At 46.7% G+C, this 24,766-nt stretch carries 18 protein-coding genes; 8 read left to right on the top strand and 10 right to left on the bottom strand.

What is annotated here, in order from left to right:
- Positions 1 to 22: 22 nt before the first annotated feature.
- A complete protein-coding gene (gene mrdA / locus QT998_RS04335) occupies positions 23 to 1,837 on the bottom strand; it encodes a penicillin-binding protein 2 (RefSeq protein WP_333088511.1) in 1,815 nt (604 codons plus the stop codon).
- Between the two features lie 213 nt (positions 1,838 to 2,050).
- Between mrdA and QT998_RS04330 the strand changes: the two genes are divergently transcribed.
- Positions 2,051 to 2,410, top strand: coding sequence for a phage holin family protein (locus QT998_RS04330; RefSeq protein ID WP_333088512.1), 360 nt, complete (start codon positions 2,051 to 2,053; stop codon positions 2,408 to 2,410).
- 167 nt (positions 2,411 to 2,577) lie between these two features.
- On the opposite strand, the gene QT998_RS04325 is transcribed toward QT998_RS04330, so the two are convergent.
- Entirely contained in the window at positions 2,578 to 3,252 is a 675-nt protein-coding gene (locus QT998_RS04325; protein ID WP_333088514.1) for an N-acetylmannosamine-6-phosphate 2-epimerase, read from the bottom strand.
- Here QT998_RS04325 and QT998_RS04320 point away from each other — a divergent pair.
- Positions 3,251 to 3,448, top strand: coding sequence for a hypothetical protein (locus tag QT998_RS04320; RefSeq protein WP_333116338.1), 198 nt, complete (start codon positions 3,251 to 3,253; stop codon positions 3,446 to 3,448). The two genes, QT998_RS04325 and QT998_RS04320, sit on opposite strands and share 2 nt — an antisense overlap.
- 1 nt (position 3,449) lies before the next feature.
- On the opposite strand, the gene QT998_RS04315 is transcribed toward QT998_RS04320, so the two are convergent.
- The 3 genes from QT998_RS04315 to QT998_RS04305 all read right to left on the bottom strand — a co-directional run bounded on the left by QT998_RS04315 (position 3,450) and on the right by QT998_RS04305 (position 6,562).
- Complete coding sequence (locus QT998_RS04315; RefSeq protein ID WP_333217933.1) at positions 3,450 to 3,593, bottom strand: hypothetical protein; 144 nt, start codon at positions 3,591 to 3,593, stop codon at positions 3,450 to 3,452.
- Positions 3,553 to 3,816, bottom strand: a complete 264-nt coding sequence (locus QT998_RS04310; protein WP_333116340.1) for a four helix bundle protein — start codon at positions 3,814 to 3,816, stop codon at positions 3,553 to 3,555. The genes QT998_RS04315 and QT998_RS04310 overlap by 41 nt, the downstream gene beginning before the upstream one ends.
- 193 nt (positions 3,817 to 4,009) lie before the next feature.
- Positions 4,010 to 6,562 (bottom strand): hybrid sensor histidine kinase/response regulator, encoded by a 2,553-nt coding sequence (locus QT998_RS04305; RefSeq protein ID WP_333116342.1) that lies wholly within the window; start codon positions 6,560 to 6,562, stop codon positions 4,010 to 4,012.
- A gap of 249 nt (positions 6,563 to 6,811) precedes the next feature.
- Here QT998_RS04305 and QT998_RS04300 point away from each other — a divergent pair, with 249 nt between their 5' ends.
- From QT998_RS04300 to QT998_RS04280, 5 genes are all read left to right on the top strand, one after another.
- Positions 6,812 to 8,098, top strand: coding sequence for a chemotaxis protein (locus QT998_RS04300; protein ID WP_333116344.1), 1,287 nt, complete (start codon positions 6,812 to 6,814; stop codon positions 8,096 to 8,098).
- A 474-nt stretch (positions 8,099 to 8,572) separates the two neighbouring features.
- The gene (locus tag QT998_RS04295; protein ID WP_333116346.1) at positions 8,573 to 10,492 is read left to right on the top strand and encodes a response regulator; all 1,920 of its coding nucleotides are present in this window, start codon (positions 8,573 to 8,575) and stop codon (positions 10,490 to 10,492) included.
- 571 nt (positions 10,493 to 11,063) lie between these two features.
- Positions 11,064 to 14,540 carry a PAS domain S-box protein gene (locus tag QT998_RS04290; RefSeq protein WP_194067640.1) on the top strand — a complete coding sequence of 1,159 codons (3,477 nt, stop codon included), beginning with the start codon at positions 11,064 to 11,066 and terminating at the stop codon, positions 14,538 to 14,540.
- A 696-nt stretch (positions 14,541 to 15,236) separates the two neighbouring features.
- Positions 15,237 to 15,545 carry a DUF1830 domain-containing protein gene (locus QT998_RS04285; protein ID WP_333116348.1) on the top strand — a complete coding sequence of 103 codons (309 nt, stop codon included), beginning with the start codon at positions 15,237 to 15,239 and terminating at the stop codon, positions 15,543 to 15,545.
- A 70-nt stretch (positions 15,546 to 15,615) separates the two neighbouring features.
- The gene (locus QT998_RS04280; RefSeq protein WP_333088531.1) at positions 15,616 to 15,960 is read left to right on the top strand and encodes a late competence development ComFB family protein; all 345 of its coding nucleotides are present in this window, start codon (positions 15,616 to 15,618) and stop codon (positions 15,958 to 15,960) included.
- Between the two features lie 91 nt (positions 15,961 to 16,051).
- Here QT998_RS04280 and QT998_RS04275 read toward each other — a convergent pair whose 3' ends face one another.
- The 5 genes from QT998_RS04275 to QT998_RS04255 all read right to left on the bottom strand — a co-directional run bounded on the left by QT998_RS04275 (position 16,052) and on the right by QT998_RS04255 (position 22,517).
- On the bottom strand, positions 16,052 to 16,405 hold the full coding sequence (locus QT998_RS04275) for a DUF6464 family protein (RefSeq protein WP_333088823.1): 354 nt from the start codon (positions 16,403 to 16,405) through the stop codon (positions 16,052 to 16,054).
- A gap of 248 nt (positions 16,406 to 16,653) precedes the next feature.
- Positions 16,654 to 17,385 carry a sucrose-phosphate phosphatase gene (locus QT998_RS04270; RefSeq protein WP_333217931.1) on the bottom strand — a complete coding sequence of 244 codons (732 nt, stop codon included), beginning with the start codon at positions 17,383 to 17,385 and terminating at the stop codon, positions 16,654 to 16,656.
- A 350-nt stretch (positions 17,386 to 17,735) separates the two neighbouring features.
- On the bottom strand, positions 17,736 to 21,077 hold the full coding sequence (locus tag QT998_RS04265; protein ID WP_333088533.1) for a PAS domain S-box protein: 3,342 nt from the start codon (positions 21,075 to 21,077) through the stop codon (positions 17,736 to 17,738).
- A 407-nt stretch (positions 21,078 to 21,484) separates the two neighbouring features.
- Positions 21,485 to 22,144, bottom strand: a complete 660-nt coding sequence (locus tag QT998_RS04260) for an HAD family hydrolase (RefSeq protein ID WP_333088534.1) — start codon at positions 22,142 to 22,144, stop codon at positions 21,485 to 21,487.
- A 223-nt stretch (positions 22,145 to 22,367) separates the two neighbouring features.
- Complete coding sequence (locus tag QT998_RS04255; protein ID WP_333116352.1) at positions 22,368 to 22,517, bottom strand: hypothetical protein; 150 nt, start codon at positions 22,515 to 22,517, stop codon at positions 22,368 to 22,370.
- Between the two features lie 321 nt (positions 22,518 to 22,838).
- Here QT998_RS04255 and QT998_RS04250 point away from each other — a divergent pair, with 321 nt between their 5' ends.
- On the top strand, positions 22,839 to 24,647 hold the full coding sequence (locus tag QT998_RS04250; RefSeq protein ID WP_333116354.1) for an aspartate kinase: 1,809 nt from the start codon (positions 22,839 to 22,841) through the stop codon (positions 24,645 to 24,647).
- The last annotated feature ends 119 nt before the right edge of the window (positions 24,648 to 24,766 follow it).

Below are 24,766 nucleotides of genomic sequence, written 5' to 3'. Positions count from 1 at the left end.
ACAGTCACCAATTAACTCATGACTAGAAAGGTTTATTAGTAGGTTTAAAACCCTGATTTTTAAAATAGGTTCGGAATACCTCTTGAGCAATTGGTGCCGCCGAAACCGCACCAAATCCACCGCCTTCAACAATAACTGCGATCGCAATTTCCGGCTTGTCAGCGGGAGCAAAACCTACATACATAGCATTGTCAGGATGACCGGGCATTTCCACAGTTCCAGTTTTACCAGCACTTAAAGGAATAGTACCGTCATTCATCGCGCGGCCTGTACCTTTTTTCACCACGTCAATCAATCCTTGTTTAATGACGTTTAAAGTTGCCGGCTTAATACCTGTTGGGATTTTTTTAGTAATAGGCGTATTGGTTTGAGAAGCCAACAAATGTGGCTGCAATCGCGAACCGCCATTGGCAATAGTTGACACCATCACAGCCAATTCTAGGGGAGTACAAAGTACCAAACCTTGACCGATCGCCATTGTCACCGTATCGCCCACATACCAATCTTCCCCATACATTTTCTGTTTCTCAGCAGGGATCGGAACTTGACCGTGATTGGATGCATCCAACCCCAAAAGCTTTAAATTAATAGCACCGCCAATGCCCATTTTTTTAGCCCATTTCGCCATTTCTTCCGGCCCTACAGCCATGCCTACTTGATAGAAAAATGTATTGCTGCTGTAGGCTAAAGCGTCCCGAAAACCGATAACGCCGTAACCAGCGCCGTGTTCGTTAAAGGTAATTCCGCCGATATTAATTGAAGAAGATGATAGTAAAGTCGAGTCAGGAGAAAACTTGCCCGACTCCATCCCGGCTACAGAAGTTACAATCTTAAAAGTGCTGCCGACTGGATAGCCTTGAACTGCCCGATTTAAAAATGGTTTGTCTGGCCCTTGCAGTCGATCCCATTCTTTTTGAGTTACCTTGCGAGTGAAAATATTGGGGTCAAACGTCGGCCAACTAGCCATTGTTAAAAGAGCTCCGGTTTTGATATCGATCGCCACAACTGCACCCAGGCGATCGCCCAAAGCTTTTTCTGCAGTTTTCTGCATATCCAAATCTAAAGTTAGCTGCACCGGTTTGCCGGGAATAGGAGCTTTTACCCCTAAATCTTGGATTTCCTCGCCCTTAGCATTCACCTCGATCAAACGGTTTCCCCAAACGCCTTCTAAATTTTTATTGGCTAATTTTTCAACTCCCATTTGACCGACAATCATTCCCATCGGATATGTAGGATTAGCTTTTAATTCGTCTAAAGTAGCTTCGCCTACGTATCCCAAAAGGTGAGCTGCAAGTTGCTCGTTGGGATTGTCTCGGCTCGATTCGGCGCGAATTTCAACTCCCCGCAAAGTATTAGCTTGTTCTCCCAAGGCGACAAAAGTACCGACATCGATATTTTTACTAATTCGCACTGGGAGGGCAGATTTGTAGCCGGCTTCATCGATTTTTTTGATAATTTCGGCTGCGGGAAGTTTGACGATCGGGCCTAGTGTAGCGGCGACTTCTTGCCAGTCTTTGGTCGATCGCTCTTTCGGCCACAGATAAACCGATCGAGATACGCGGTTAGCCGCAAAAATTTTGCCGTTGCGGTCTAAAATTTGACCGCGATTAGCTGCGACAGAAACAGGGCGAATGCGGTTATTTTCCGCCCGCTGTCGGTTGTATGCTCCCTGTACCAGTTGCAGTTCTGCCAGACGAAATACCGGCAGCGTCACCAAAGTAGTGACTAGCAGCATCAAAACCATCACTTGGAACGATCGGCTGCGCTGGCGCGTACCATTATCCAAGGCATTTTTGTCGAATCGGACGTGAGATTTAAAAGAAAAATCGCCAGCCATATTAATTAATCTGCTCTTTTATTCAACTAACAAGTAGATGCAGTTGCCATCCGGATTATTTGGTGGAAGATGCAACCATTATAAATTCTCACTCTTTAGTGACAGACAGAAATTCTACCGGTTGGCAGACGAATCAGCGATATTTTGTGATTAAAGTAGATTTTAATTATCAAGTTTTTGTGACAATTCAACTTCTCAGGAGGTACAGGCGCTGTGGAACCACTCGATTTTTTGATTGCTTGGCTGGTGACTGGCAGCAGCTTGCTGCTAATTTCTCAACTGCCAATCGGTGTGGAAATTGACAGCACACCGAAAGCCGTAATTTCCGCTGCGGTGTTGGGATTGTTGAATGTTTTAATTTTGCCCATTCTGAAAACAGTTTTTTTCGTGCCGAACTTGCTGACGCTGGGATTGCTTTCCGGCGTCTTTGCTTTTGTGATGAATGCGATCGTTTTTGCCTCTGCTGCGAAGCTAGTGGAAGGATTTCACCTACGGATGGGCCTGTGGAGCACGGTATTGGGGGCGATCGCCCTAGCAGCAGTTAGCAGCTTTATCAATAGCGCGCTGATTTAGCAATTTCCCCAGAAAAAGGGCGATCGAAATCGCCCGATATTTCCACACATTACCTTGCGCGTTTCGTTTCTCTAGAACCGATTTCAATCGCCGAATATTCCTTATTCCTTCTTCTTTCTCCCTTCTTAGTTGTCCCCTATTCCCTCTTCCTTCTTCCTTCTTCCTTCTTACTTCCCAATCACCGACTTATAGGCTGTTACTTTGATGTCAATTCCAGTAATATCTGTGCCGACAACTACAGCGGCGGCTCCTAAGTGTAATGCTTTTTTTGCCATTTCTGGCCCGGCGATTCCGCCTTCGCAGATAACTGGAATCTTAAGCTTTTCTACCATTTGGGCGAGCAAATCAAATCCGGGCGGCGAGAAATTTTGCGTCTGGGGAGTGTAGCCAAAAAGAGTAGTTGCGACAGTATCTGCACCAGCTTGGGCCGCCGCGATCGCAGCTTCGATCGTGTCTACATCCGCCATCACCAATTTCCCTAATTCGCTGTGAATTCGATCGATTAACGTCTTTAAGTCTTCGCCAGGAGGACGGTTTCTCAGAGTAGCGTCAACGGCGATAATATCGGCTCCAGAAGTGGCGATCGCCCGCGCGTCTTCAAACCGAGGAGTAATGTAAATTTCGCATCCCGGCAATTGCTGCTTCCAAATCCCAATTATCGGAGCCGATACCTGTTTTCGCACCGCCGCAATGTGAGCCGGAGAGTCAATCCGCACCCCCGCAGCCCCTCGATTGACAGCGGTGCGAGCCATTGCCGCAATGACGATCGGATCGTGCAGCGGCGAATCGGCAGGTGCTTGACAAGAAACAATTAATCCTGTAGGAATTTGACAATTAATCATGGGGAATTGGGAATTGGGAATTGGGAATTGGGAATTGGGAATTGGGAATTGGGAATTGGGAATTGGGAATTGGGAATTGGGCATCGGCCCGCGCAGGGCATCGGCCCGCGCAGGGCCCAGCGAAGGGATGGGCCCGCGGCATTGGGCATCGGCCCGCGCAGGGCATCGGGGATTGGGAATTGGGATTTTTTTGTAATTTATTCCCTGTGTCCTATGGAACTCAAATAAGCGTTAAGTTTTGGTAGTAATTTATCGACAATTGGTTTAAATTTGCTTACTTCTTCGCTTGTGATAAGTTGTCTAGCATAGGCTAATCTTAACCAGTTTACGGTTTCGTACAAAGAGCCTAAGCGCAATTTTTACAAAACGCCGATTATCTTGGTTATTATAACGACCTCTTCCTTCAGCAATATTAGCACATACACTATCAGCAGACCGAACGATCTGTTTGCCCATCGTATCTTTTGTGAAGTAATCCCATTTTTTAACAATCTCCCAAATCTGATTCGCCAAACTTTCCGCTAACTTATAAACCTCTAATTCCTCAAAATCAGGTCTTCCCATAATTACCTCAAAAACTCAATTATATTAAATGCCCTGCGCGGGCCAATGCCCTGCGCGGGCCAATGCCCCATCCCTCCGCTTCGCGCTCGCCCTGCGCGGGCCCATCCCTCCGCTTCGCGCTCGCCCTGCGCGGGCCAATGCCCTGCGCGGGCCCATGCCCCATGCCCTGCGCGGGCCCATGCCCCATGCCCAATTATCCATTACCAATCCCCACCATTAAAGAAAGAATTTTGTCTAGCAATTGCTGAGGGTGAATCGGTTTAGCCAAACAATCGTTAGCTCCCGCTGTCACGAAAGATACTCGATCTGCAGGAATTTCCTGGGCGCTTAAAGCCAGGATTTTGAGATTTTCAGTAGCTGGTTTTTGGCGCAGTTGTTGGATTATTTCGCAGCCATTCATCCCTGGTAAACGCATATCTACAATCACAGCATTCGGTTGCAAAAGTTCAATTTGTTCTACGGCTGCCGAACCTTCAATCATCCACACTACTTGCAGTCCTGCTGCTGTCAGGATATCGCAAATGAGCATGGCAGTTTCTTCATCTTCTTCGACGAGCACGATGCTGCCTCGCAGGGAGGAGGAGTGCAGCGGTAAAGATGAATTGGATTTTTCATATTTGAATTTTGTGGATTCATCTTTGCTTTTAGTTTGACTCGGTATAAAAACGGTAAAAGTAGAGCCGACATCAACTGTAGAGTTGACTTCGATCGCGCCGCCGTGAAGTTCTACTAACTGTTTGGTTAAGGCTAATCCCAGACCGGTACCGCCGTATTCGCGGCGGTAGGGGGAATCTAATTGCTGGAATTTTTGAAACAAGAGCGATCGCTGATTTTCGGGAATTCCAATGCCGGTATCTTTGATTTGAAACACAGCGGTACTACCGGCCGGTGCAGTACCGGGCTGCCGCACTTCCGGCGTGCGATTTTTATCTTCTGTCACCCAAACTCGCAGGATGACTCGCCCGCCTTCGGGAGTAAATTTGATCGCATTTCCTAAGAGATTGAACAGAATTTGTCTCAGGCGGCGCGGATCGGCGGTGAAGCGATCGCACTCTTGTTTTACCCGCTGTTCTTGTATTAATTCTACTCCTTTAGCCGCAGCTTTTTCTTTGAGGGCGTGCAGGCTCTGGGAAGCTAATTTAGAAATTGAAAATTCACTAATTTTTAAGATTGCTTTTCCCGCTTCTACTTGCGATAAATCTAAAATATCGTTGATTAATTCTAATAAGTGGTCGCCGCTATCTCGGATAGTTTGCAGGTATTGTCGTTGCTTTTGCAGCGGCACTTGTTTGGTGCCAACTTTGCCGTAAGACCACCGCAACAGCGTGTCGGAAATGCCGATGACGCAGGTGAGGGGAGTCCGCAATTCGTGGCTCATAGCTGCCAAAAATTCGCTCTTGGCGAGGCTGGCAGACTGGGCGGCGACCAGTGCATCGCGCAGTTCTCGCGTGCGCTCTATGACGCGCTGTTCTGAGGTGCGCTTTTGTTGCTGAACTTCTGCATAAAGTTCGGCTTGGTAAATGGCGATCGCCAAATGTTCTGCTATTTGTCGCAAAAATGTTATTTTGCTTTCTTCCCACTCCCGCACAGTAAACTGGTGGGCAATTAGCAGCCCCCACAAGTCGTCTTGAACTACGATCGGCACTAGCAATTTCGCCCGCACCTGAGCCCGCCGCATCAACTCTAAAAAACAAGGGTGCGAAGAGTAAGTTTTTTCGACATCCGCGACGCACAAAGCCAAACCTTTGCGATACTTTTCTCTGTCGATGATTCCATCGGGAAAACACTCGGCACCTTCACTAAAATTTAGTACAGACGAGATAGCGTCGCTGGCTAAAGCTTCGTAGGTGACGCGACCTAAATATAAGAAATACTGGGAATTTTCTTTGACTTCGCCAGACGCAGAAACCTCTGCCAGTATTTGTTTACTTAATTTGCCATCGGGAGAGGCTGGCACTTTTTCAAATTGATAAATTAACAGGCGATCTACATCCAAAAACTCTCGCACTCTCGAAACTGCTTTTGACAAAATGACAGGCAATTCCAAACTCTGGCGGATTTGAGTTGTCACCTGATTCAAAAGTCGCTCTTGTGCGAGCTGCTGCTGCAAAGCATCTTCCACTGGCTGACAAAATTGAATGCAGGAATTTGGCATTTCTTCTGCGCGATCGCCCACTTCGGTCATCTGGTGCTGTAGTGTTTCGGGAGCGATCGGTTGGGGCGCGGAATTTTCCTCTATTTCCGTTTGGGCTTGTAGGGGCTGGTGATTGTTTTTGCTGGCATCGATTGCGAGAATATCCAGCAAATTTAGGGTAAATTCGCTTTGAATAACGGCCGAGTTTGGCTGTATATTGTTAATGGCTTGTTTGAGGGTACGAATATTAATTTTTCCCTTGGTTCCGGGCGTTATTTGGGCGATTTTTGCTACTATGGGAGAGAGGAAATTTGCGATCGCCTCTGGCTCAAAAGTCAACTCCACATTTAATTGCCAATTGAGATATTTTTCGCTGTGTTTGCGTTCGTTTGTTGCAGCAGCATCTAAGGGCTTCCCCCGCAGCAGCGCGCTAAACCCATCTGATATTACTGCTGCAAACCGTTCTGACGAGTTTTCCCGATTTTCAGTAAAGGCAGGAGCATCGTCCGCCAGCCAAATCGCCCCCGGGAGTTCAGCCATTTGCTGTAACAACTGGTAAGCAGCCTCAAAGGTTGCTAGTGGCAAAGTTCGACTTAAGCTTTTTGGTTTCAATCTAGGTATTTTTCCGGTTGTTTTCAAGAACACAAGATCGAGCCCGATATTTTAGGGACGAAACCGGGGCGCAGCAGGCGCGAACGCTCCCAAAGACTTGAGATGAAAGTAATCAGAAGGCAGGCTCTCATCAGGCCTGCGAGTAGGAGAGTACATTTCTCCCTATAGTTGTGATTACTTTAAACAATCTTATTCCAGTATAATATCAATATATAATTTGTTAACTTCTACTTAACACTATCCGGGTAAATGAGCAATCCAACTCAACTCACCCCCGATTTCACTATCGGACATCTGCCGTCTCACCACTGCCAAGTGAGTGCTGCAACTCTAGGACAGGTAGTGGCTGAAAAATTCGAGCAAGAACCAGACCTGCCGGGAGTAATTATTACTCACGAATCGCAGGTGTTGGGAATGATTTCTCGTGTCAAATTTCGAGAGCAAATGATTCTTCCCGATCGCGTAGAACTTTACGGGCAGCACCCGATTCGCTCTTTGTTAGATTTTATCAGAATTCCGCCTTTGGTGATGGAGGAAAACTGGAAAATTGACGATGCCGTGCAAGCCTCTCTCAACAGGCAAAAAGACTTGATTTATGAACCAATTATTGTGGTAATGAAAAACCACACACTCCGCCTTTTGGATGTTCAAACTCTGATAATAGCGCAATCTAAAAATTTAGCGCAAGCTTACAAAATTATTCAAAAATACCGAGCAGAAAAACAAAAACATCTGGCGATAATTCAAAAAGAGCAAGCCCAAGTTCGCGAATATCATAAGCTTTTACAATCCCAACTTCTGGAAACAGAAAAATTGCAAAATACTCCCAGTTCTCAGGAATTGGCACTGGCAAAACAAGCCGAACAAATTGCTCAAATGAATCGACGATTTGTGAGAATTGCGAAGTTGATTTCCTCGGAGGGTCGCCAAGCATTTCAAGCTACTTTTCAAGGTGCTAATTCTATTTGCAACAATACAGATAAAATTTTGGGAGTTGGCAAAGCCATAGCTAACGATCTAGAAACGGTTAACCGCACTTCCCGAACTATCCGGGAGGCGATCGAACAAGTCAGGCATTTAGCAGTACAGGTGGCTGTAGTTACCAATCAGATGGAAAGCAAGCCCAACGGTCTTGGCCAAGTGAGTTTAGAAATTGGCCGACTGGCAAGTAAAACTTTTGAATTGGGGACTCAAATAGAGCAAATTGCCAGCCGGTTTAAACTTCGCGTTCACGAACTCACGGAGGCGGCAAGAGCTGGTGCTAATGTGGCAAAATTCGTGACCATCAAGATCGATCGTGCCGAAATGGCGCTGTTAGAATTGGAAGAATTAATAGCAGAAAAAAATCCTAATTCATTTATAGATACTAAAGAATCTCTAGGTGTCAACAAAAGTGTTACAGCCCATTCTTTAGTTAAAGATATAGAACACGCAGAAATCGCCGTTTCTGAATTAGAAGAAATAGTTAAGCAACAAAATTCTTCGCAATATCTGATCGAAAAAATTCAGCAGGCTCTGAAGTCAAAAAAGCCCTGAAATTTTAGCAAGAATATGGTAATAAATTGAATTTTTTCCAAAATCACAAGCATAATAAAACTTTACATTTTGACTGTTGAAAAAATACTATTTGTTTGAGCGAGGTGAAACAAATTAAAATAAGAGTTGGAAAAGGCTATTGAACATGGGTGTCAACTTAATCTCTTGTGCCGTGCCGCTCTATTGTTTGACGGGCAGAACCCCCTGCGCCCCTGTTCCCTTGGGAGAAGAGTGTTCAAAGTGAGTATTGTTGAGGGGTATTAGTGGGTATTGCTCCCCATCGAGACCAATCGGACGAGAGATACAAAAGACCTCTCATAAAAAGCCTGTACAGAGCAGGCATCCTCGCCGCTCCACAAGAATTATTCGAGAGGTATCAAGAAGTTATGATTTCATTTGACATGATGCCGGCTATTGAAATCCGCAAAAATTGATCGCAAATTACACAAACAGCTTAATTAAAAGGTGATATTTATGAAAATCTTGCTAGTAGAAGATGACACAATTACAATTAATTTGTTAACTCAATCGCTCAACGCTCACAATTACAATGTGAATGCGGCGACAGACGGTGAAACAGCATTACATTTGGCGCGGGCTTACGATTACGACTTGATTGTTTTGGATGTGATGATTCCTAAATTAGACGGTATTAGTTTGTGTCGTAAATTGCGATCGTCCGGCTGCAAAATGCCGATTTTACTGCTGACGGCGCTAGATAGCAGCAGCAATTTAGTTGAAGGTTTAGAAGCCGGTGCAGATGATTATGTGGTCAAGCCCTTCAATCTGAAAGAATTAATTGCTCGCATTCGGGCTTTGTTGCGCCGGGGTAAGGCAAGTTTGTCGAGTACAAATTTGACTTGGGAAAAACTGCAAGTCAACCCGGATACTACGGAAGTCACTTATGCCGAAAAGATGCTGCATTTGACTCCTAAAGAGTACAATTTGTTGGAACTTTTTCTGAGAAATCCCCGGCGCATTTTCAGCCGCAGCGCTATGCTCGATCGCATTTGGTCGTCCGGCGAATTTCCTCAAGAAGAAGCCGTTACCGCTCACATCAAGGGGTTGCGGCACAAACTGAAAGCAGCCGGGATGACGGTAGATTTAGTCGAAACTGTGTACGGATTGGGCTATCGGCTCAAAAGTCTGCCGGAGGATATGGAAAACCAAAAAATTCTCCAGGAAACGGCAGAAACTACTAGAAGTCAAGAGAGTTTATCTGCTGAATCCAGCGGGCAGAATCAGGAATTAAATAATGAGGATCGCCACTTGAAAGTCCTGAGTGCGATCGCCCAAATTAGGGAAAAGTTAAAAGTCGATTTTAGCGAAAAGGTGGCGATATTCGATCGCGCGATCGCTCAACTCAAAAGCGGAAGCTTGGAGGACGAACTGCGGCGGGAAGCTCAGGAGCAAGCTCATAAATTAGTCGGTTCTTTGGGAACTTTAGGGCTGCCGAAAGGTTCGGAAGTGGCGCGCAAAATCGAACATTTGTTCAAGGCGGAAAATGTCTTGAAACCTGGGAATGCTGAGCTGATGGAGGAATTTCTGGATTTGCTCAAACAGGTATTCGATCGCCCGCCGGAACCTGAAACCGAGCCTGTTGCTCAGGTTGTCCAACAATACCGAATCCTGATTGTTGATGATGATACTTTGCAGAGCGATCGACTAAAAATAGCCGCCTCCGGTTCCGGCTTCGAGATAGAAGTCGCAAACTCTCCGCAATCCGCAAGAAATGCGATTTCTCAACGGCCTCCCGACGCGATTTTGCTGGATTTGACCTTTTCCAGAACTCAGGAAAACGGACTTAATCTCCTAGCCGAACTCCGCAGTGAAAAGCCCGAAATTCCGGTGATGGTTTTTAGCGGGCACAATCAATTGAGCGATCGAATAGAAGTTGCTCGTTTGGGAGCTTCCGGCTTTTTACACAAATCAATTCCCGCAGCAGATATACTCAAAGCAGTCGCCCAACTCCTCGACCATACGGACTCTACAGAAGCCAAAGTTATGGTGGTAGATGATGACGTGCATCTATTGGCTGTACTGAAAGTGATTCTACAACCTTGGGGATTTCAGGTGACAACATTAGATAATCCAGAAAAATTCTGGGATGTACTCGAAACCACTTGTCCCGATTTGCTAATTTTAGATGTGGAAATGCCCGGTTATAACGGTATTGAGTTGTGTTTGGCAGTACGGAACGATTTGCGTTGGAGCAAGCTCCCAGTCCTATTTTTGACTGCTCATTCCGAGTCGGAAATAGTGCGCCAAATGTTTGTTGCGGGTGCTGACGATTACGTGAATAAGCCGATCGTAGAACCGGAATTGATTGCTCGCCTCCTGAACCGTTTGGAACGAAGCCAACTCAGACACAGACTGTCTCTGACACAGGGTTAAGCTTAGTCTCGATTCTCCCAGCGCCCTCCGATCGAAGGGGGGACAAGAGCGTCATATCCCCCGGATGATCGGGTGATTTAGGGCGGATCGACGTCAACCCCTACTCCCCTTTTTAAGGGGGATGGGAGGGGAATCCGAACTCGACGGTAAACCCGAGGTACAAAGATTTTCAGGGAATTGTTGACATCAAGGATGCAGCAGATGTCCGAGACGGTGAATGCAAGCTTTCACCGAGATTTGGGATGGTTAGGTTGTGCGATTCGGATGCGTGCCGATCAATGTTTGATATCATGTAGGTCGATTACCATAACAAATACTGTTCCCGCGTGCCCACAAAAGTACCCAATATTGAGCCTGTGCAAGTCCGCACGCGCGAACCTTATACCATTTTTCTAAAGATTTGCTATGGATAAAGTCATAGCCCCCCGATGCTTTGGGGGGTTGGGGGAAGGTAATATGTAGCGCTACTTTATGAAATTCGTATTACTGCGGTCAATAGACCAGACTTGATATGACCGACAGGCAAAAACACAAACTCATTTAAAAACATATTTACAAAAACACGAAAGTAATGGTATTACCCTCAGACAAAGCCGCTCTAAATGACAGCGAATACGAATTAATTTACGCACCGGGTTCCATTCAACCTCACGGTATTTTGTTGGTGCTAGAATCTCCGCTGTTGAAAATTTTGCAAGTTAGCAACAATACTTTTGAGGAACTCGGCATTGACCCCGAAGCACTTTTGGATCATTTTTTACAGGAATTTGTTGAAAGTGCGGAAATTGAGGCTATTGAAAAAGCTTTATTGGAAAATAGCTCTCAACGTAATCGTATTACATTATCATTCAAAAATCAAAAGCGCCAGTCTGTTTTTGAGGGAACGCTGCATCAATCAAGTTCAGTATTAATTGTGGAACTAGAGCCGATTGTTGCGCCCAAAGCTAGCGATTGTTTCAATTCTGATGATTTGATTCAACAGCAGATTGACAAAATCCACAACACGCCAAACCTGCAAGCGCTGTGTCAGACAGCAGTTGAAGAAGTGCGGAGAACGATCGGTTTCGATCGGGCGATCGTCTATCAATTTGATGCCACCGGTGCCGGGAAAGTCGTCGCCGAAGACAAAGTAGAAAATTTAGCTCCTTTATTGGGGCTGCACTATCCGGCTACCGATATTCCCCACCAGGCCAGAAACCAGTTCACGATGAATTTAATTCGGTTTATTCCCGATATTCACTATCAGCCCGTACAACTAATTCCTCACTGCAATCCGCTGACTGGTTGCCCTCTGGAGCTGGAATTTTCTTTGTTGAGAACAGTTTCTCCTTGCCATCTTCAATATCTAAAAAATATGAAGATTGGCGCTAGCATGACTGTGACATTAATGAAAGATCAAAAACTCTGGGGATTAATCGCCTGTCACCACCAAACACCAAAGTATCTCAACTACAGAACAAGAAAGAGTTGCGAATTACTAGCCAAATTTGTTAATTTAGAACTAAACTACAAACAAGATAACGAAGATCGAAACTATGCAATTTCTTTAAAAGAAATTTGCCGTAAATTTATCGCAGAATTTTCTCAAGAAAACTGTTTTGTAGAAGGTTTACTTAAATCCCCAGAGGCATGGCTGGCATTGGTGGGGGCTACCGGTGGAGTTGTGTGTGCCAATGAAAATTTGCTCGCTACCGGCAAAACCCCGGAATTAGGAGAAATCGAAAAGTTAATTGCTTGGATAAAACCTCAAATAAATAATGAAATTTTTTATACAGATTGTCTGGCAAAACTGTATCCGCCAGCCCATAACTTTAAAGAAGTTGCTAGCGGTTTGCTGGTGATCGCTTTGTCGGAAATGCAAAATTATTATATTTTGTGGTTCCGTCCAGAAGCAATTCAAACTGTCAATTGGGCCGGTCAACCAGACTGGCCAATTGAATTTAAACCGGATGGCAGCAGGTTGATGTCTCCTCGCACTTCCTTTGATTTGTGGCAAGAAACTGTGAGGTTAAAATCTTTGCCTTGGCAGCAGTGCGAAATTGAAATTGCCCGAGAACTGCGAGTGGCGATTGCTAGCATTGAGTTACGGAAAATCAACCAGCAGCTTAACTTAGCTTTGTCGGCTACCAAAATCGGATTTTGGGACTGGGACGTGCAGCAAAATCGAATTGTTTGGTCGAGGGAACACCAAGAGTTGTTTGGTTTGAAACCGGGAACTTTTGCCGGAAATTATGAAAACTTTGTAGCCTGCATTTACCCCGAAGATTTAGAAAGTTTGGAGAATACTGTGAATGTGGCGCGAGTGCAGCGATCGAACTTCTGTCACGAACACCGCGTGATTTGGCCTGATGGCAGCATTCACTGGATTGAGGGGAAAGGTAAGTTTTTTTATAGCGAAGCGGGCGATGCAGTGCGGATGGTGGGGACTGTTAGAGAAATTACCGATCGCAAAGCTAGAGAATTAGAGTTGCGTTTGTTGGAATCTGCAGTCACCACGACTAACGACGCGGTGTTAATTACCGAAGCTGAACCGATTGACGAACCGGGCCCGCGAATTCTGTATGTCAACCCAGCTTTCACGCGGATGAGTGGCTATACGCTAGAAGAAGTTTTGGGCAAAACGCCGCGCATTTTGCAAGGAGAAAAAACAGATAGAGCAAGTCTAGATAGCATTCGGACAGCTTTGCAAAATTGGCAGCCGGTGCGGGTTGAGTTGATAAATTGCCGCAAAGACGGGACGGAATTTTGGGTAGAATTGAGTATTGTTCCCATAACCAACGAAAGTGGTTGCTTTACCCATTGGGTGGCCGTGCAGCGCGATATTAGCGATGCCGTGGCGGCAGCTACGCAACGCAAACAAGCTGAAGCCGCCCTCCAACAGCTCAACGAACTGTTAGAAATGCGAGTTTTGCAGCGAACCAGAGAACTAGGAAATTCTCAAGCAGAACTCCGGGAAAACGAAGCTTTATTTCGCTCTCTGAGCGAGAGTTCCCCCGTGGGCATTTTCAAAATCGATGGTGGGGGACAATGTACCTATACAAATCCGCGCTGTCAAGCAATTGGTGGCTTCACAGCAGCACAAGCTTTGGGAAACGGCTGGATGCAGTTTGTTCACCCGGAAGACATTAAACTAATTCGGTCTAAATGGTCGGAATCGCGATCGCTAGAAGAGGTATTTTCCTGCGAATTTCGCCACGTCAAACTAGACGGAACAATCAGGTTTTGTTGGCTAAAAACAGCTCCGATTTTTTCCAACCGAGGTCAACTAATCGGTCACGTCGGCACAGTCACGGATATCACAGAAAGCCGGGAAATTGAAAAAATGAAAAATGAGTTTATTTCCATTGTCAGCCACGAACTACGAACGCCGCTCACTTCAATTCACGGTTCTTTAGGTTTGCTGGCTGCTGGGGTACTCAAAGACAAACCGGAAACGGCCAATAAGATGTTACAAATTGCGTCGAACCAGACCGAACGGTTAGTGCGTTTGGTCAATGATATTCTCGATTTAGAGCGGCTAGAATCGAGCCAAGTTACGATTATTAAGCAGTGGTGCGACGCGGAGGTTTTGATGCGGAAGTCTGCGGAAGCTGTGCTGTCTGTGGCGGCCGAAAATCAAATTAATTTGTCGGTTTTGCCCTCTTCTGCAAAAGTTTGGGCTGACCCGGACAGGATCGTTCAAATGCTGGTAAATTTGTTGAGCAATGCGATTAAATTTTCGCCGAGCGGGTGTACAGTAACTGTCAGGGTTGAAGATTTGGGCGATTCCCTACGGGATAGCTACGCTTCACGAGTTTTATTTGAAGTCAAAGATCGGGGTCGGGGGATTCCTGCCGATCAACTAGAAACTATCTTTGGACGATTTCAACAGGTGGATGCTTCTGACTCGCGCCAAAAAGGAGGTACGGGTTTGGGTTTGGCTATCTGTCGCAGCATCGTACAGCAGCACGGCGGCAGAATTTGGGCCGAAAGTGTTGTTTCTGAAGGCAGCAGTTTCTATTTCACGGTGCCTGGACCGTTTGAAAGCGAAGGGGAAAAAGTTAGCTAATAATCTCGGAAAAAAGCGACAATATCAAGGTAAAACCCCCTCAAATCGCAGTAATTTCCTTGCAAAAATCACGCAATTATGTTAATGAATTGGGTTTCTGCGTCCAGGAAAATCCTAATTCGGCTGTTTTCAGAATTTCCTCATTTTGGGGATTTAGCTTTGAGATCGGGTGATTGGTTACTTTAAACCCTGATTCCCCAGAAGTTCCACAGATAACCTCGGGGAGTCCGGGTTTTTTGTGGCGCGTAAATTTGAGCGAACTCTACATTATGTACGCGCAGAATAACTGTTGTTGAAGTTACCGAGACTTGCGTCAAGCACCGGTTAAAAACCCGGACTGTCGAATGTAGCGAAGTTTTTTTTAGGACTGGCGCGCGGGCGGCAATCACCTTGATTTTTCACGAATTACAGAGTCTGCAGCCGACAGATTAGGTAAAAAACCCGGGTTTCTGCGCTAGTGCGGTAATGCCTGCTGGGGCAAAAGTATATTCATCGAAAAAAAATGATAGTCTTCATAATTCCCTCAGATTTTTTAGATATTGTTTGTTTTAGGTTCTACAGTTGAAGGTCACACTCTCAGCAGTATCCCGCTGCCGAAGAAAAAACCTGCAGTCTGGGGAGTCGGGGTCAGGGATGGTGCTTTCGATTAACTGGTGCCACAGCATAAGTTTTTGAAAGATTGTGGAGATTTGTTAAATGTTAGACCGGGTATCTTCTAAAGATAGCGACCACATTTTGTGCTATTACCCAAATACTACGAACCAAATTCAGGTGGTTCGGATTGGGAACATTCCTAATTGGTACTTTGAAAGGGTGGTGTTTCCGGGAGAGCGACTGATGTTTAAAGCTGCGGTAGAAGCAGTCTTAGAAATTCACACCTGCGCCGTAGCAACTGCTATTTTATCGGACAAGATTCCGTGCTACGTGCTGCGGGTTATAGAAGAGGTTAGTTCTGAGTTGTATCGGGTTGTTCCTAAAGAAAAAAGTGCGGTATTGTCGCGCTAAAATCAAGAAAAAATCCGAACAATTAGAGCGAAAAAAAATATTAGTTAAGTAGTGTTTTAGGACGGCAAAAATGCAGAAAAATCTTGTCAATATGACCTTGGCTTTAGTGACAGAGGAAGTAGAAATTATCTTGGGGTCTTATCCCAAGTATCCTTACCAAGAAGCTTTTTCCCCTTGGGGCTTGCGGCAGGATTTGATTGCTTACGTACTCAGCCGAGTTCCTAATAAATATATTGCGATCGACTCCGGTGAGTCTCTCAACCAAAAAGTGCAGATTCGCTGTTCTTCAGAGCAGTTGCTGCACATAGAAAATTTGATTCATACTGGGATTCGCGACGTGCTGCACAGCTATCAGAAGATAGATTGTGGCGTTTGGGAACAAGTTAAATCTGGTGAGAGGGTTGCTAGTTGGTAAGAATAGTTTTCGCTTGATGGGGGAGATGCCGATCGGCTCGGCACTCTCGGTTGAGCGATCGAGCTATAATTGTGTACCTGTTCGATCGCGATTAACACTTTTGGTAATCCCCGCAGCCGTCGCAGGGGCCATTAGGTTTGACAGCACAGCGGAGAATTTCCGATCGAGCGTTAAAGCGACAGCTAGGATCTCCGATAATCCAGATACCGCTGACAAATGTTCTTTCCGTCGGCGGTTCCACAGACTGCACGTACAGGGCAATTTTTTGCAGTTGGTAGCGGCCGGATTTGAGTTGATAGCGGTGGTGGCGTTCCAAAACAGCATAGGTTTGTTCCTCGAAATCTAGATAGTTCCCGGGTTGCGGTGTCCAATCGAGCCGAGTGCTGCCTAAAGATTGGCGGGGGTGAGAGAGAATTAATTCTACTGGTAAAGTATTTTGTTCCATGTGGCGGTCTGGCAAGCTAGTATACGCTGATGGTATCGCACTCACAGGTTCGATCGAGATGCGGTGGAGATTCTGAACGGATTTTAAAGGTTTGCGGGACTTGCGGTGCGTTTGTAGTAAGGACTTCAGTCCTCTGACCCCGATCGGGCGCGAGCTCGCTTAGGTGCTCGCAGGCTTTAAATGCAAAACACAGATGCTCCCGATGAGGACGGTCATCCTGACTGGGAACAAAACCGGATTTTGTGCCATCAAAATTCCCAAAAATATGCCATTCCTTCCATGATTCCTCCAGCGCCAGCAGAGCGAGCTAAATAATGATTGTTGCCGCCGAATTCGCGATGCCATGCTAAGAGTTCGGACATAGCGTTAGCGACGATTACCCCCCGAACATCTTGTTCAAACATACTGATATCGTTGCCAGAATCGCCGCAGACTAATGTTAACTCTGATGGAATTTGCAGGCGCTTTTGTAAATAAGTCAAGGCATTACCTTTATTGCTAGTTTCCGGTAAAATATCTACATCGCGATTGCTGCTAAAAATGATTTGAGCGGCCAATCCCGATGCTGTTAATTTTTGCTGCAATTCCTGAATAATCGAGCTATGTTCTGTTGATGGTTCCAGAAAATAACTGATTTTCCAAGGATTTTGTGCTTGTGGGGATTGGGGTTTAAGTTTCTTAAACTGCTGAGCTAAAGAGGCGATCGCCATTTTATCCCAATTTTGAGAAATATATTGAGCCCAATCTAAATCCAGCGCGCCATCTTGGTAAATCTCGCTACCTACACCTGCGATTAAATAATCCGGTGCTAGCAGTTGTTTTTCTGCAATTAATTCGCAAGTCGAAGCATGAGAACGCCCGGTAGCGTAAACCAAACAAATTTGCGATCGCATTGATTGCAAGCGCTGGTTGAAAAATTGAGTTGCTTTGTCATCTCCCACGAGCGTATTGTCTAAATCTGTAACTAACAAAAACTTCATTTTTGGCATTATTCAATAGTCAGCAGTCATCAGTGATTAATGATATCATGTCCGATGGCTTGACTGCGATCGATCGGGTTCGTGCGTGCGGACTTATATCGTTTCCGGTTGCATCGGAAAAATAAAATCGAGTCAACAGTCAACAGTCCGTAGGGGCGGTGGATGGTGCGTGCGGGCCCTCTTAACAGTTAACAGTCAACAGTCAACAGTCAACAGTCAACAGTCATGTATGAGTGCAACCGGATTTGATATTAAATCCGTTTTCGCTACGGACACTTGGACGCAGTACAAACGGTTTTTGTTTTGGTAATCAAACGGAGACGATTTGACTTTTCCCCTGCGTCCGAATGTCAACGAATTGGAATTTCGATAATAAATTCGGTACCTTTACCCGGTTGGGAGACACACTGCAATTTGCCGTTATGTTTTTCAACGACAATTTGGTGCGAAATTGATAAACCCAAACCTGTACCTTTACCTACGGGTTTTGTGGTATAAAACGGATCAAACAAACGCACAATCTTATCTTCGGGAATGCCAGGGCCGTTGTCTTTGATCCGAACGCAAATACTTTTATTATCAATTGTTTCAGTTTTAATTGTAATTGTAGGAAAGTTAAAATCAGCGGTATTCTTTCCTTGGCTGCTGTTTTCTTCCAAGGCATCCATCGCATTGGCTAATACATTCATGAATACCTGATTTAACAGTCCGGGATGACATTGTATTTGTGGCATTTCTCCGTATTCTTTAATAACTTCAATGCCCCGCCAGTTGGCTTTGGCTTTCAGCCTGCTGTTCAACATTAACAAGGTACTGTCTAAACCTTCGTGAATGTCGGCAGATTTGATTTTTGCTTCGTCCGCCCGCGAGAAATTGCGGAGAGTTTGAATGATTTCTACAATGCGATCGCATCCTGTGTGCATCGAATTCAGCAATTTTGGCAGGTCTTTTGCGAGAAATTCTATGTCTATATCTTCGGCTTGTTTCTGAATTTTGGCTGGGGGAGTTGGGTACTCTTCTCGATACATTTGCACGATGTCTAACAAGTCGAGAATGTAGTCGCGGACGTGGCAGAGGTTGCCGGCGACAAAGCCCACTGGGTTGTTGATTTCGTGGGCAATTCCTGCTAGGACTTGTCCGAGGGAAGACATTTTTTCGGTTTGGACTAACTGCATTTGAGTTTGCTGCAAATTGTGCAAAGCTGTTTGCAGTTCTTGAGATTTTTGCCGATCGCGCTTTGCGGAGGCGGCCCGTTCTTCCTCAACTCCGATCGCCCCAGCAATAATTCCGATCAGCTTGCAATCGGCTTTAGAAGGCGCGATCGGTTCGGTGTAGACAACGCACACCGAACCGACATAATCGTCGCCACGCCGCACTGCTTGTCCCAGATAGCTTTTGAGTTCGTAGCGGATGACAGCGGGATCGCTTTTGCCATAGATCGTGTTCTGCAAGTCAGGAATTGCCACAGCCAGATCGCTGGCTTTTTGGTATACGTCAGTGCAGATGTGGCCCTCGGCGCGATCGACCTCCGGGTAGTCAGGCGGCGTTTGCCAAGTTGCGATCGCGCGCAGCAGCCCGCCACCGACGTGGCTGTAGACGGCGCAGGTTCCGCCCAAAAGCTCGCCGGCTAAGGTTGTCAGGCGCTGGATGTTGTCAGCAGCATCGGTGGTGAATCCCAAAAAGCACTCGTTGATTTTGCTGAGGCGGTACTCTGCTTGCCGGCGCGCCGTCATGTCGCGGGAGTTGACCACAATTCCCCTCACAGCGGGGTCTGCTAGCAGGTTAATACCGACTCCTTCGAGAAAACACCAAGAACCGTCAGCGCGCCGGAACCGACCTTCTAGGGCGATCGGATCGCCGGGATTTGCGAGCAGTTTTTCGCCGTCGGATATCACCGAGGAAATGTCGTCAGGGTGAATGAAATCGAGAACCATTCGATCGGTGAGTTCCTCTGGTTCGTAGTCCAAGACTGTTTCTACAGAAGGGCTTTCGTAAACAATGCCGCCGCCCTCGTCGAGAATAGTAATGATGTCGGAACTGTTGAGAATCAGCGATCGCCATTTAGCCTCATTTTGCAACAAAGCTGACTCGGCTTGTTTGCGATCGGTAATATCCTCTACCATTTGCAAAATAAACTGTGGGGTTCCCTGACTGCTGTCGATAACAGAGGCGCTGAGGCGTCCCCACCTGATGCTGCCGTCTTGGCGGAGGTAGCGCTTTTCTATTTGGTAAGCTTCGCGCGATCCCGCTGCCAACTGTTGGCGCAACTCCCGCGAAGCTGGTGCGTCTTCCGGATGCGCGCAGTCGTCGAGGCCGACACCCCGCAGTTGAGCTTCCGAGATCCCCAGCATAGCTTGAAATGCCGGATTAGTGGCGATCGCAACACCTTCGAGGGTAGCGACTACCATGCCGATCGCAGCGCGTTCAAAAATTGCCCGAAACCGCTGTTCGCTGTCGCGCAAAGCTGCATCCGCTGCCACTTCCTGCGTAATGTCCCGCCCCGCCACTGCCAAACCTTTGCGCGAACCGTCGGGGTTGAACAGTGGCACTTTCCGCACTTCAAACAAATTGCTGCCGCCTGTGGGCAAGGAGACAATTTGGCGGCTGGAGGTAAGAGTGCCTGCTTGCCAGGTGGTTTCGTCGGTTTCCTGCCAAGTTAGCAGGATTTCTCTGACTCTGGGATCGGCGGCGGCAGCGAGTTCGGCAGTAGTTTTGCCCTGGTAGTCTGCGGTTTCCCACCCCAAAAGTTGCAGGGCGCAGTCGTTGGCAATCAGCCAGCGCCCCTCGCTGTCTGTGAGGTTGATCGCGTCGGGGACGGCGTTGATCGCGGTTTTCAGCCAGTATTCTTGATTTCGCAGGGCTGCTTCGGCTTTTTTGCGGGCGACGATTTCGGCCACGGTTCCCTCGTAGTAAAGGAGTTCGCCGTTTTCGTCGCGGACTTCGCGCACGTTTTCCGAGATCCAGGTAGTGCTGCCGTCTTTGCGGCGGACACAGGACTCAAACTCCTTCAGGGAGCCGTTTTTGCTGATTTCTGCCATGAAGGAAGCGCGGCGGGTGCGATCGACGTAAAGGTTTTTTGCCGAACATTTTGCGATCAGTTCTGACGGGGAATCGTAGCCGTACATTCGGGCGAGTGCCTGGTTAGCGCTGAGGTAGCGCCCGTCTGGGGCGGTTTGAAATATGCCTTCGGTGGCGTTTTCAAAGATGCTGCGGTATTTTGCCTCGGCTTGTTTGAGGGCTTCTTCTGCTTGTTTACGATCGGTGATATCAGATTGGACGCCGATGAAGTGGGTAACGAGTCCGCTGCTGTCGCGCACCGGCGAGATGCTGAGTTCGTTCCAGAAGGCGGTGCCGTCTTTGCGGTAGTTTTTCAGAACTACTTTGCAGTCATGCTGTTCTTTGAGGGCCACGCGGATTTGATCGACGGCCGCGCGATCGGTATCCGGGCCTTGCAGGAAGCGGCAGTTCTGCCCGATTATTTCGCTGCGATTGTAGCCTGTAATCCGCTCGAAAGCGCCGTTGCAGTAGACTATAGGCTTGTCCGGCTGGGTAGCGTCCGCGATCGCGATGCCGTTGCTGGTAGCTGCCAGGGCGCGATCGTACAGCCTCCAGACTTCTTCTATTAAATTTGGTGTGCCGCCAGTACGAGTCGGCGATAGCGTTTCAGAAGGAATGCTTATATCGATCTGCATGAGTTTCTATAAATTGAGTTTATTGTAGATACCGACTGCCAGCACACCCTATATTTTAACAGAATTGTCTGTTTTCCGAAGGCAGAAGTTAAAAGGCTATCATGCAGAATTGGGGCGGTAAATTCTACCTAAATAAAATCTGGCTTCCCTCGGTTTTTTTTCCTTCTGCCTTCTGCCTTCTGCCTTCTACCTTCAAAGGAATCCTTGTTGTTAATTTATAATAGTTGTTCCAGCGATAACTCTATCTCTGGTATGGTTTACTTGGCAGAGTTTAGGCGGCTTACAATTTCGTTCATTTATTTTTTTAATTAAATAAAAACTACATTATCCGGCTCTAGTAAAAAAAATAATTAAATCCTTTATAGTTAAATGAGTCAAACTCTTCTCTAAAACAAACCGAGGAAAAATTAATTTTGAACGAACACAGCAAGTTCTGAAATATCGTCGATCGCGAAAGTCGGCTCTAGGGCGAGACACTCAGCGCGATCGCCATATCCGTAAGCCGCCCAACCAACATCTATCCCAGCATTTTTAGCAAACAGCAAATCAATCGCTGTATCGCCAACCATTAAAATTTGACTGTTATCCAACTCCGGGAACAGCGGTTTAATAATCGAGTGAAAAACAGTCGGATTTGGTTTCGGAATTATTTGTCCGTTATCACCTAATATCAAATCAAAAAAACTGTGAATTTTCAAGTTTTCTAGAAACAAATTAACAAAACTAACGTGCTTGTTGCTAAAAACTCCCAAATTTAATCCCGACTTGCTCGCCAACTGCAAAACTTGCTTGGTTCCGGGAAATAAATCTAGCTGCTTTTCACCTTCTGTCCGATAAAAAGAGCGGTAAGTTTCCACCCATTGGGGAATTGCACTTTCCTCGATCGCCGGATGCAGGATTTTGAAACTATTTGCTAAATTAATCCCGATTGTCCCTTGAATTGTCTCAGCAGCAGGCGGATCAATATTGAAACTTTCAAAAGTTTTGGTAAAGCAATATACAATAGCTCTGTGAGTAATTGCCAAGGTGCCGTCAAAATCGAAAATAATTAACTTGTACTGACTCATTTTCTTCAAAAAATCCTCAAATTAGAATATGTGCGAATAAATTTAACATAGATGCGACTTTTGCAGCAGTCATAAACTCCATTGTATTAGAGCTTACAGGCTAAACCCGCCCCGACAATCGACCCGATAAACCCGGTGTCTACAAATATTTCTAGTTATTAGTAGAAGTTTATCATTTAATCGAAGACCGCTTCGAGCTAGTGGCAAAAAATAATCGCTGACATTACCCGATCGCACAAATAAAAGTAGAATTAGGCATTTGGCAAGGAGTCGATCGGGGCGTAGAACTGCCTTGGCTGCGCTGGTGGGAGGCATCGGGGACTTTGCTGCCGGCGGCGGAGGAACGGGCAGAACAAGAACGACAAAGGCGCATAGAAGCTGTGTTGTGAATTCAAGCTTTGGAAGCGCGTTTGCGAGAGTTAGAAGGCAGCTAATAGGTAGCCAGAAACCGGGTTTTTTCGCCCAAATATTCGCAAAAAATCCTCAATCTCCCAAAAACCCGGTTTCTTTGAACTTACGCAGCGGTGACGAGAAACCGGGTTTTTGGGTCAAGATATTCGATTCAAACCCTCAATCTCGCCAAAAACCCGGTTTCTTTATTGGCAGTTCATAGGTAAACGTAGGCTATAATCCAGAATTTGCGTATATTAATTGGTTAAGAGTAAAGTATTGCATCACTTTTGTGTAAAGTCCTATGTCACTAATTGTTCAGAAATACGGCGGAACATCGGTTGGTACAGTCGATCGCATTTTGGAAGTAGCGCGACGAGTTGTCAAAACAGTACAGCTTGGAAACTCCTTAGTTGTCGTACTTTCGGCTATGGGAAAAACGACTGACGGTTTAGTGAAACTGGCTAAGGAAATTTCCGCAAATCCCAGCAAGCGGGAAATGGATATGTTGCTCTCGACTGGGGAACAAGTCTCGATCGCGCTTTTGAGCATGGCATTGCAAGAAATGGGACAGCCCGCAATTTCCCTCACCGGAGCCCAAGTCGGCATTGTCACCGAAGCCGCCCACACCCGCGCCCGGATTTTGCGAATCGACCCGAACAGGCTCCAAACCCAGTTAAACAGCGGTAAAGTCGTCGTCGTCGCAGGTTTCCAAGGCATCGCTAACGCGGCAGAATTGGAAATTACTACTTTGGGTAGAGGCGGTTCCGACACCACAGCAGTAGCCATCGCTGCAGCGCTACGGGCCGACAAATGCGAAATTTATACTGACGTGCCCGGAATTCTGACTACAGATCCGCGCTTGGTTGCACAGGCGCAACTGATGGACGAAATCACCTGCGACGAAATGCTGGAATTGGCGAGTTTGGGTGCAAAAGTCCTGCACCCGCGCGCCGTAGAAATTGCCAAGAATTACGGCGTACCGCTGGTGGTGCTTTCTAGCTGGAGTGACGCGCCCGGTACGCGGGTAGTGTCCCCCCCTCCATCAGCCCGGCCTTTGGAGGGCTTGGAGCTCGCGAAAGCGGTGGATGCGGTGGAGTTTGATTTGGATCAGGCGGGGGTGTCGCTGTTGCGTTTGCCCGATCGCCCGGGGGTAGCAGCGCGGTTGTTTGGGGCGATCGCGCAGCAAAACCTCGATGTAGACTTAATTATTCAGTCAATTCACGAGGGAAATACTAACGATATCGCCTTTACGGTAAGGCGAAATTCGCTGAATCAAGCTGTGGCGGTTGCAGATGCGATCGTGCCCTCCCTCGGCAAGAATTCGCGCCCAGAATTGGGGGAACCGGAAGTGAGGGCAGAAGAAAGACCCATAGCTAAAGTTAGCATTGCGGGTGCGGGAATGATCGGCCGTCCGAGGGTAGCGGCCCAGATGTTTAATACTTTGGCGGATGCGGGAATTAATATTCAGATGATTTCGACTTCCGAGGTGAAGGTTAGTTGTACGATCGATGCTGCAGAGTGCGATCGGGCAGTTGCCGAACTTTGCAAAGCATTTGATGTCGCCAACTCCCCTGTCGGGCTGCGTTGTGCGTCGCATAAACCGCCCGCAGTTAGGGCTGTAGCCTTGGATCTCAATCAAGCGCGTCTGGCAATTCGCCAATTGCCCGATCGACCCGGAGTAGCAGCAAAAATGTTCGGACTTTTAGCCGAAGAAAATATTAGCGTAGACACGATCATTCAATCGCAGCGGTGTCACAATATCGACGGCATATTAACGCGCGACATTGCATTTACCGTAGCACAAATTGACGCAGAAGCAGCTAAAACAGTCCTAGAAAAATCAGCAGTTGAATTCGGATGGGGGGAAGTAGCAGTCGATACAGAAATCGCCAAAGTTAGCGTTGTCGGTTCCGGGATGGTAGCGCATCCGGGAGTTGCCGCCAAGATGTTTGAAGCGCTTTCGCAGCACGAAATCAACATTCAAATGATTGCAACTTCTGAGATTAAGATTAGCTGCGTTGTGGATGAGGCACAGGGTGTCACAGCTTTGAAGGCAATTCACGCGGCGTTTGAGCTGTCGGGCAGTGAAAAAGTTCAAGTTCCAGCGTAATACTTGTTTGTTGTAGTAGTAGGGACACAGTGCGGTGTCCTTATTGCTTATTGCTGCCGTGTCATTATTGCAGATGATTAGGCTGTGTTAGGATCGAATTGGCGATCGGCTCAAAAGGA

The organism is Microcoleus sp. S1D4, assembly GCF_036700765.1.
Lineage (GTDB): Bacteria > Cyanobacteriota > Cyanobacteriia > Cyanobacteriales > Microcoleaceae > Microcoleus.
This window is presented reverse-complemented; position numbering and strand designations above follow the sequence as displayed.

Coding starts and splice junctions, on each gene's coding strand:
- QT998_RS04325 (WP_333088514.1), bottom strand. CDS start 3,252: ATGATTAATTGTCAAATTCCTACAGGATTAATTGTTTCTTGTCAAGCA.
- QT998_RS04285 (WP_333116348.1), top strand. CDS start 15,237: ATGTTAGACCGGGTATCTTCTAAAGATAGCGACCACATTTTGTGCTAT.
- QT998_RS04290 (WP_194067640.1), top strand. CDS start 11,064: ATGGTATTACCCTCAGACAAAGCCGCTCTAAATGACAGCGAATACGAA.
- QT998_RS04280 (WP_333088531.1), top strand. CDS start 15,616: ATGCAGAAAAATCTTGTCAATATGACCTTGGCTTTAGTGACAGAGGAA.
- QT998_RS04265 (WP_333088533.1), bottom strand. CDS start 21,077: ATGCAGATCGATATAAGCATTCCTTCTGAAACGCTATCGCCGACTCGT.
- mrdA (WP_333088511.1), bottom strand. CDS start 1,837: ATGGCTGGCGATTTTTCTTTTAAATCTCACGTCCGATTCGACAAAAAT.
- QT998_RS04260 (WP_333088534.1), bottom strand. CDS start 22,144: ATGAGTCAGTACAAGTTAATTATTTTCGATTTTGACGGCACCTTGGCA.
- QT998_RS04310 (WP_333116340.1), bottom strand. CDS start 3,816: ATGGGAAGACCTGATTTTGAGGAATTAGAGGTTTATAAGTTAGCGGAA.
- QT998_RS04255 (WP_333116352.1), bottom strand. CDS start 22,517: ATGCGCCTTTGTCGTTCTTGTTCTGCCCGTTCCTCCGCCGCCGGCAGC.
- QT998_RS04320 (WP_333116338.1), top strand. CDS start 3,251: ATGGGGAATTGGGAATTGGGAATTGGGAATTGGGAATTGGGAATTGGG.
- QT998_RS04270 (WP_333217931.1), bottom strand. CDS start 17,385: ATGAAGTTTTTGTTAGTTACAGATTTAGACAATACGCTCGTGGGAGAT.
- QT998_RS04300 (WP_333116344.1), top strand. CDS start 6,812: ATGAGCAATCCAACTCAACTCACCCCCGATTTCACTATCGGACATCTG.
- QT998_RS04250 (WP_333116354.1), top strand. CDS start 22,839: ATGTCACTAATTGTTCAGAAATACGGCGGAACATCGGTTGGTACAGTC.
- QT998_RS04275 (WP_333088823.1), bottom strand. CDS start 16,405: ATGGAACAAAATACTTTACCAGTAGAATTAATTCTCTCTCACCCCCGC.
- QT998_RS04295 (WP_333116346.1), top strand. CDS start 8,573: ATGAAAATCTTGCTAGTAGAAGATGACACAATTACAATTAATTTGTTA.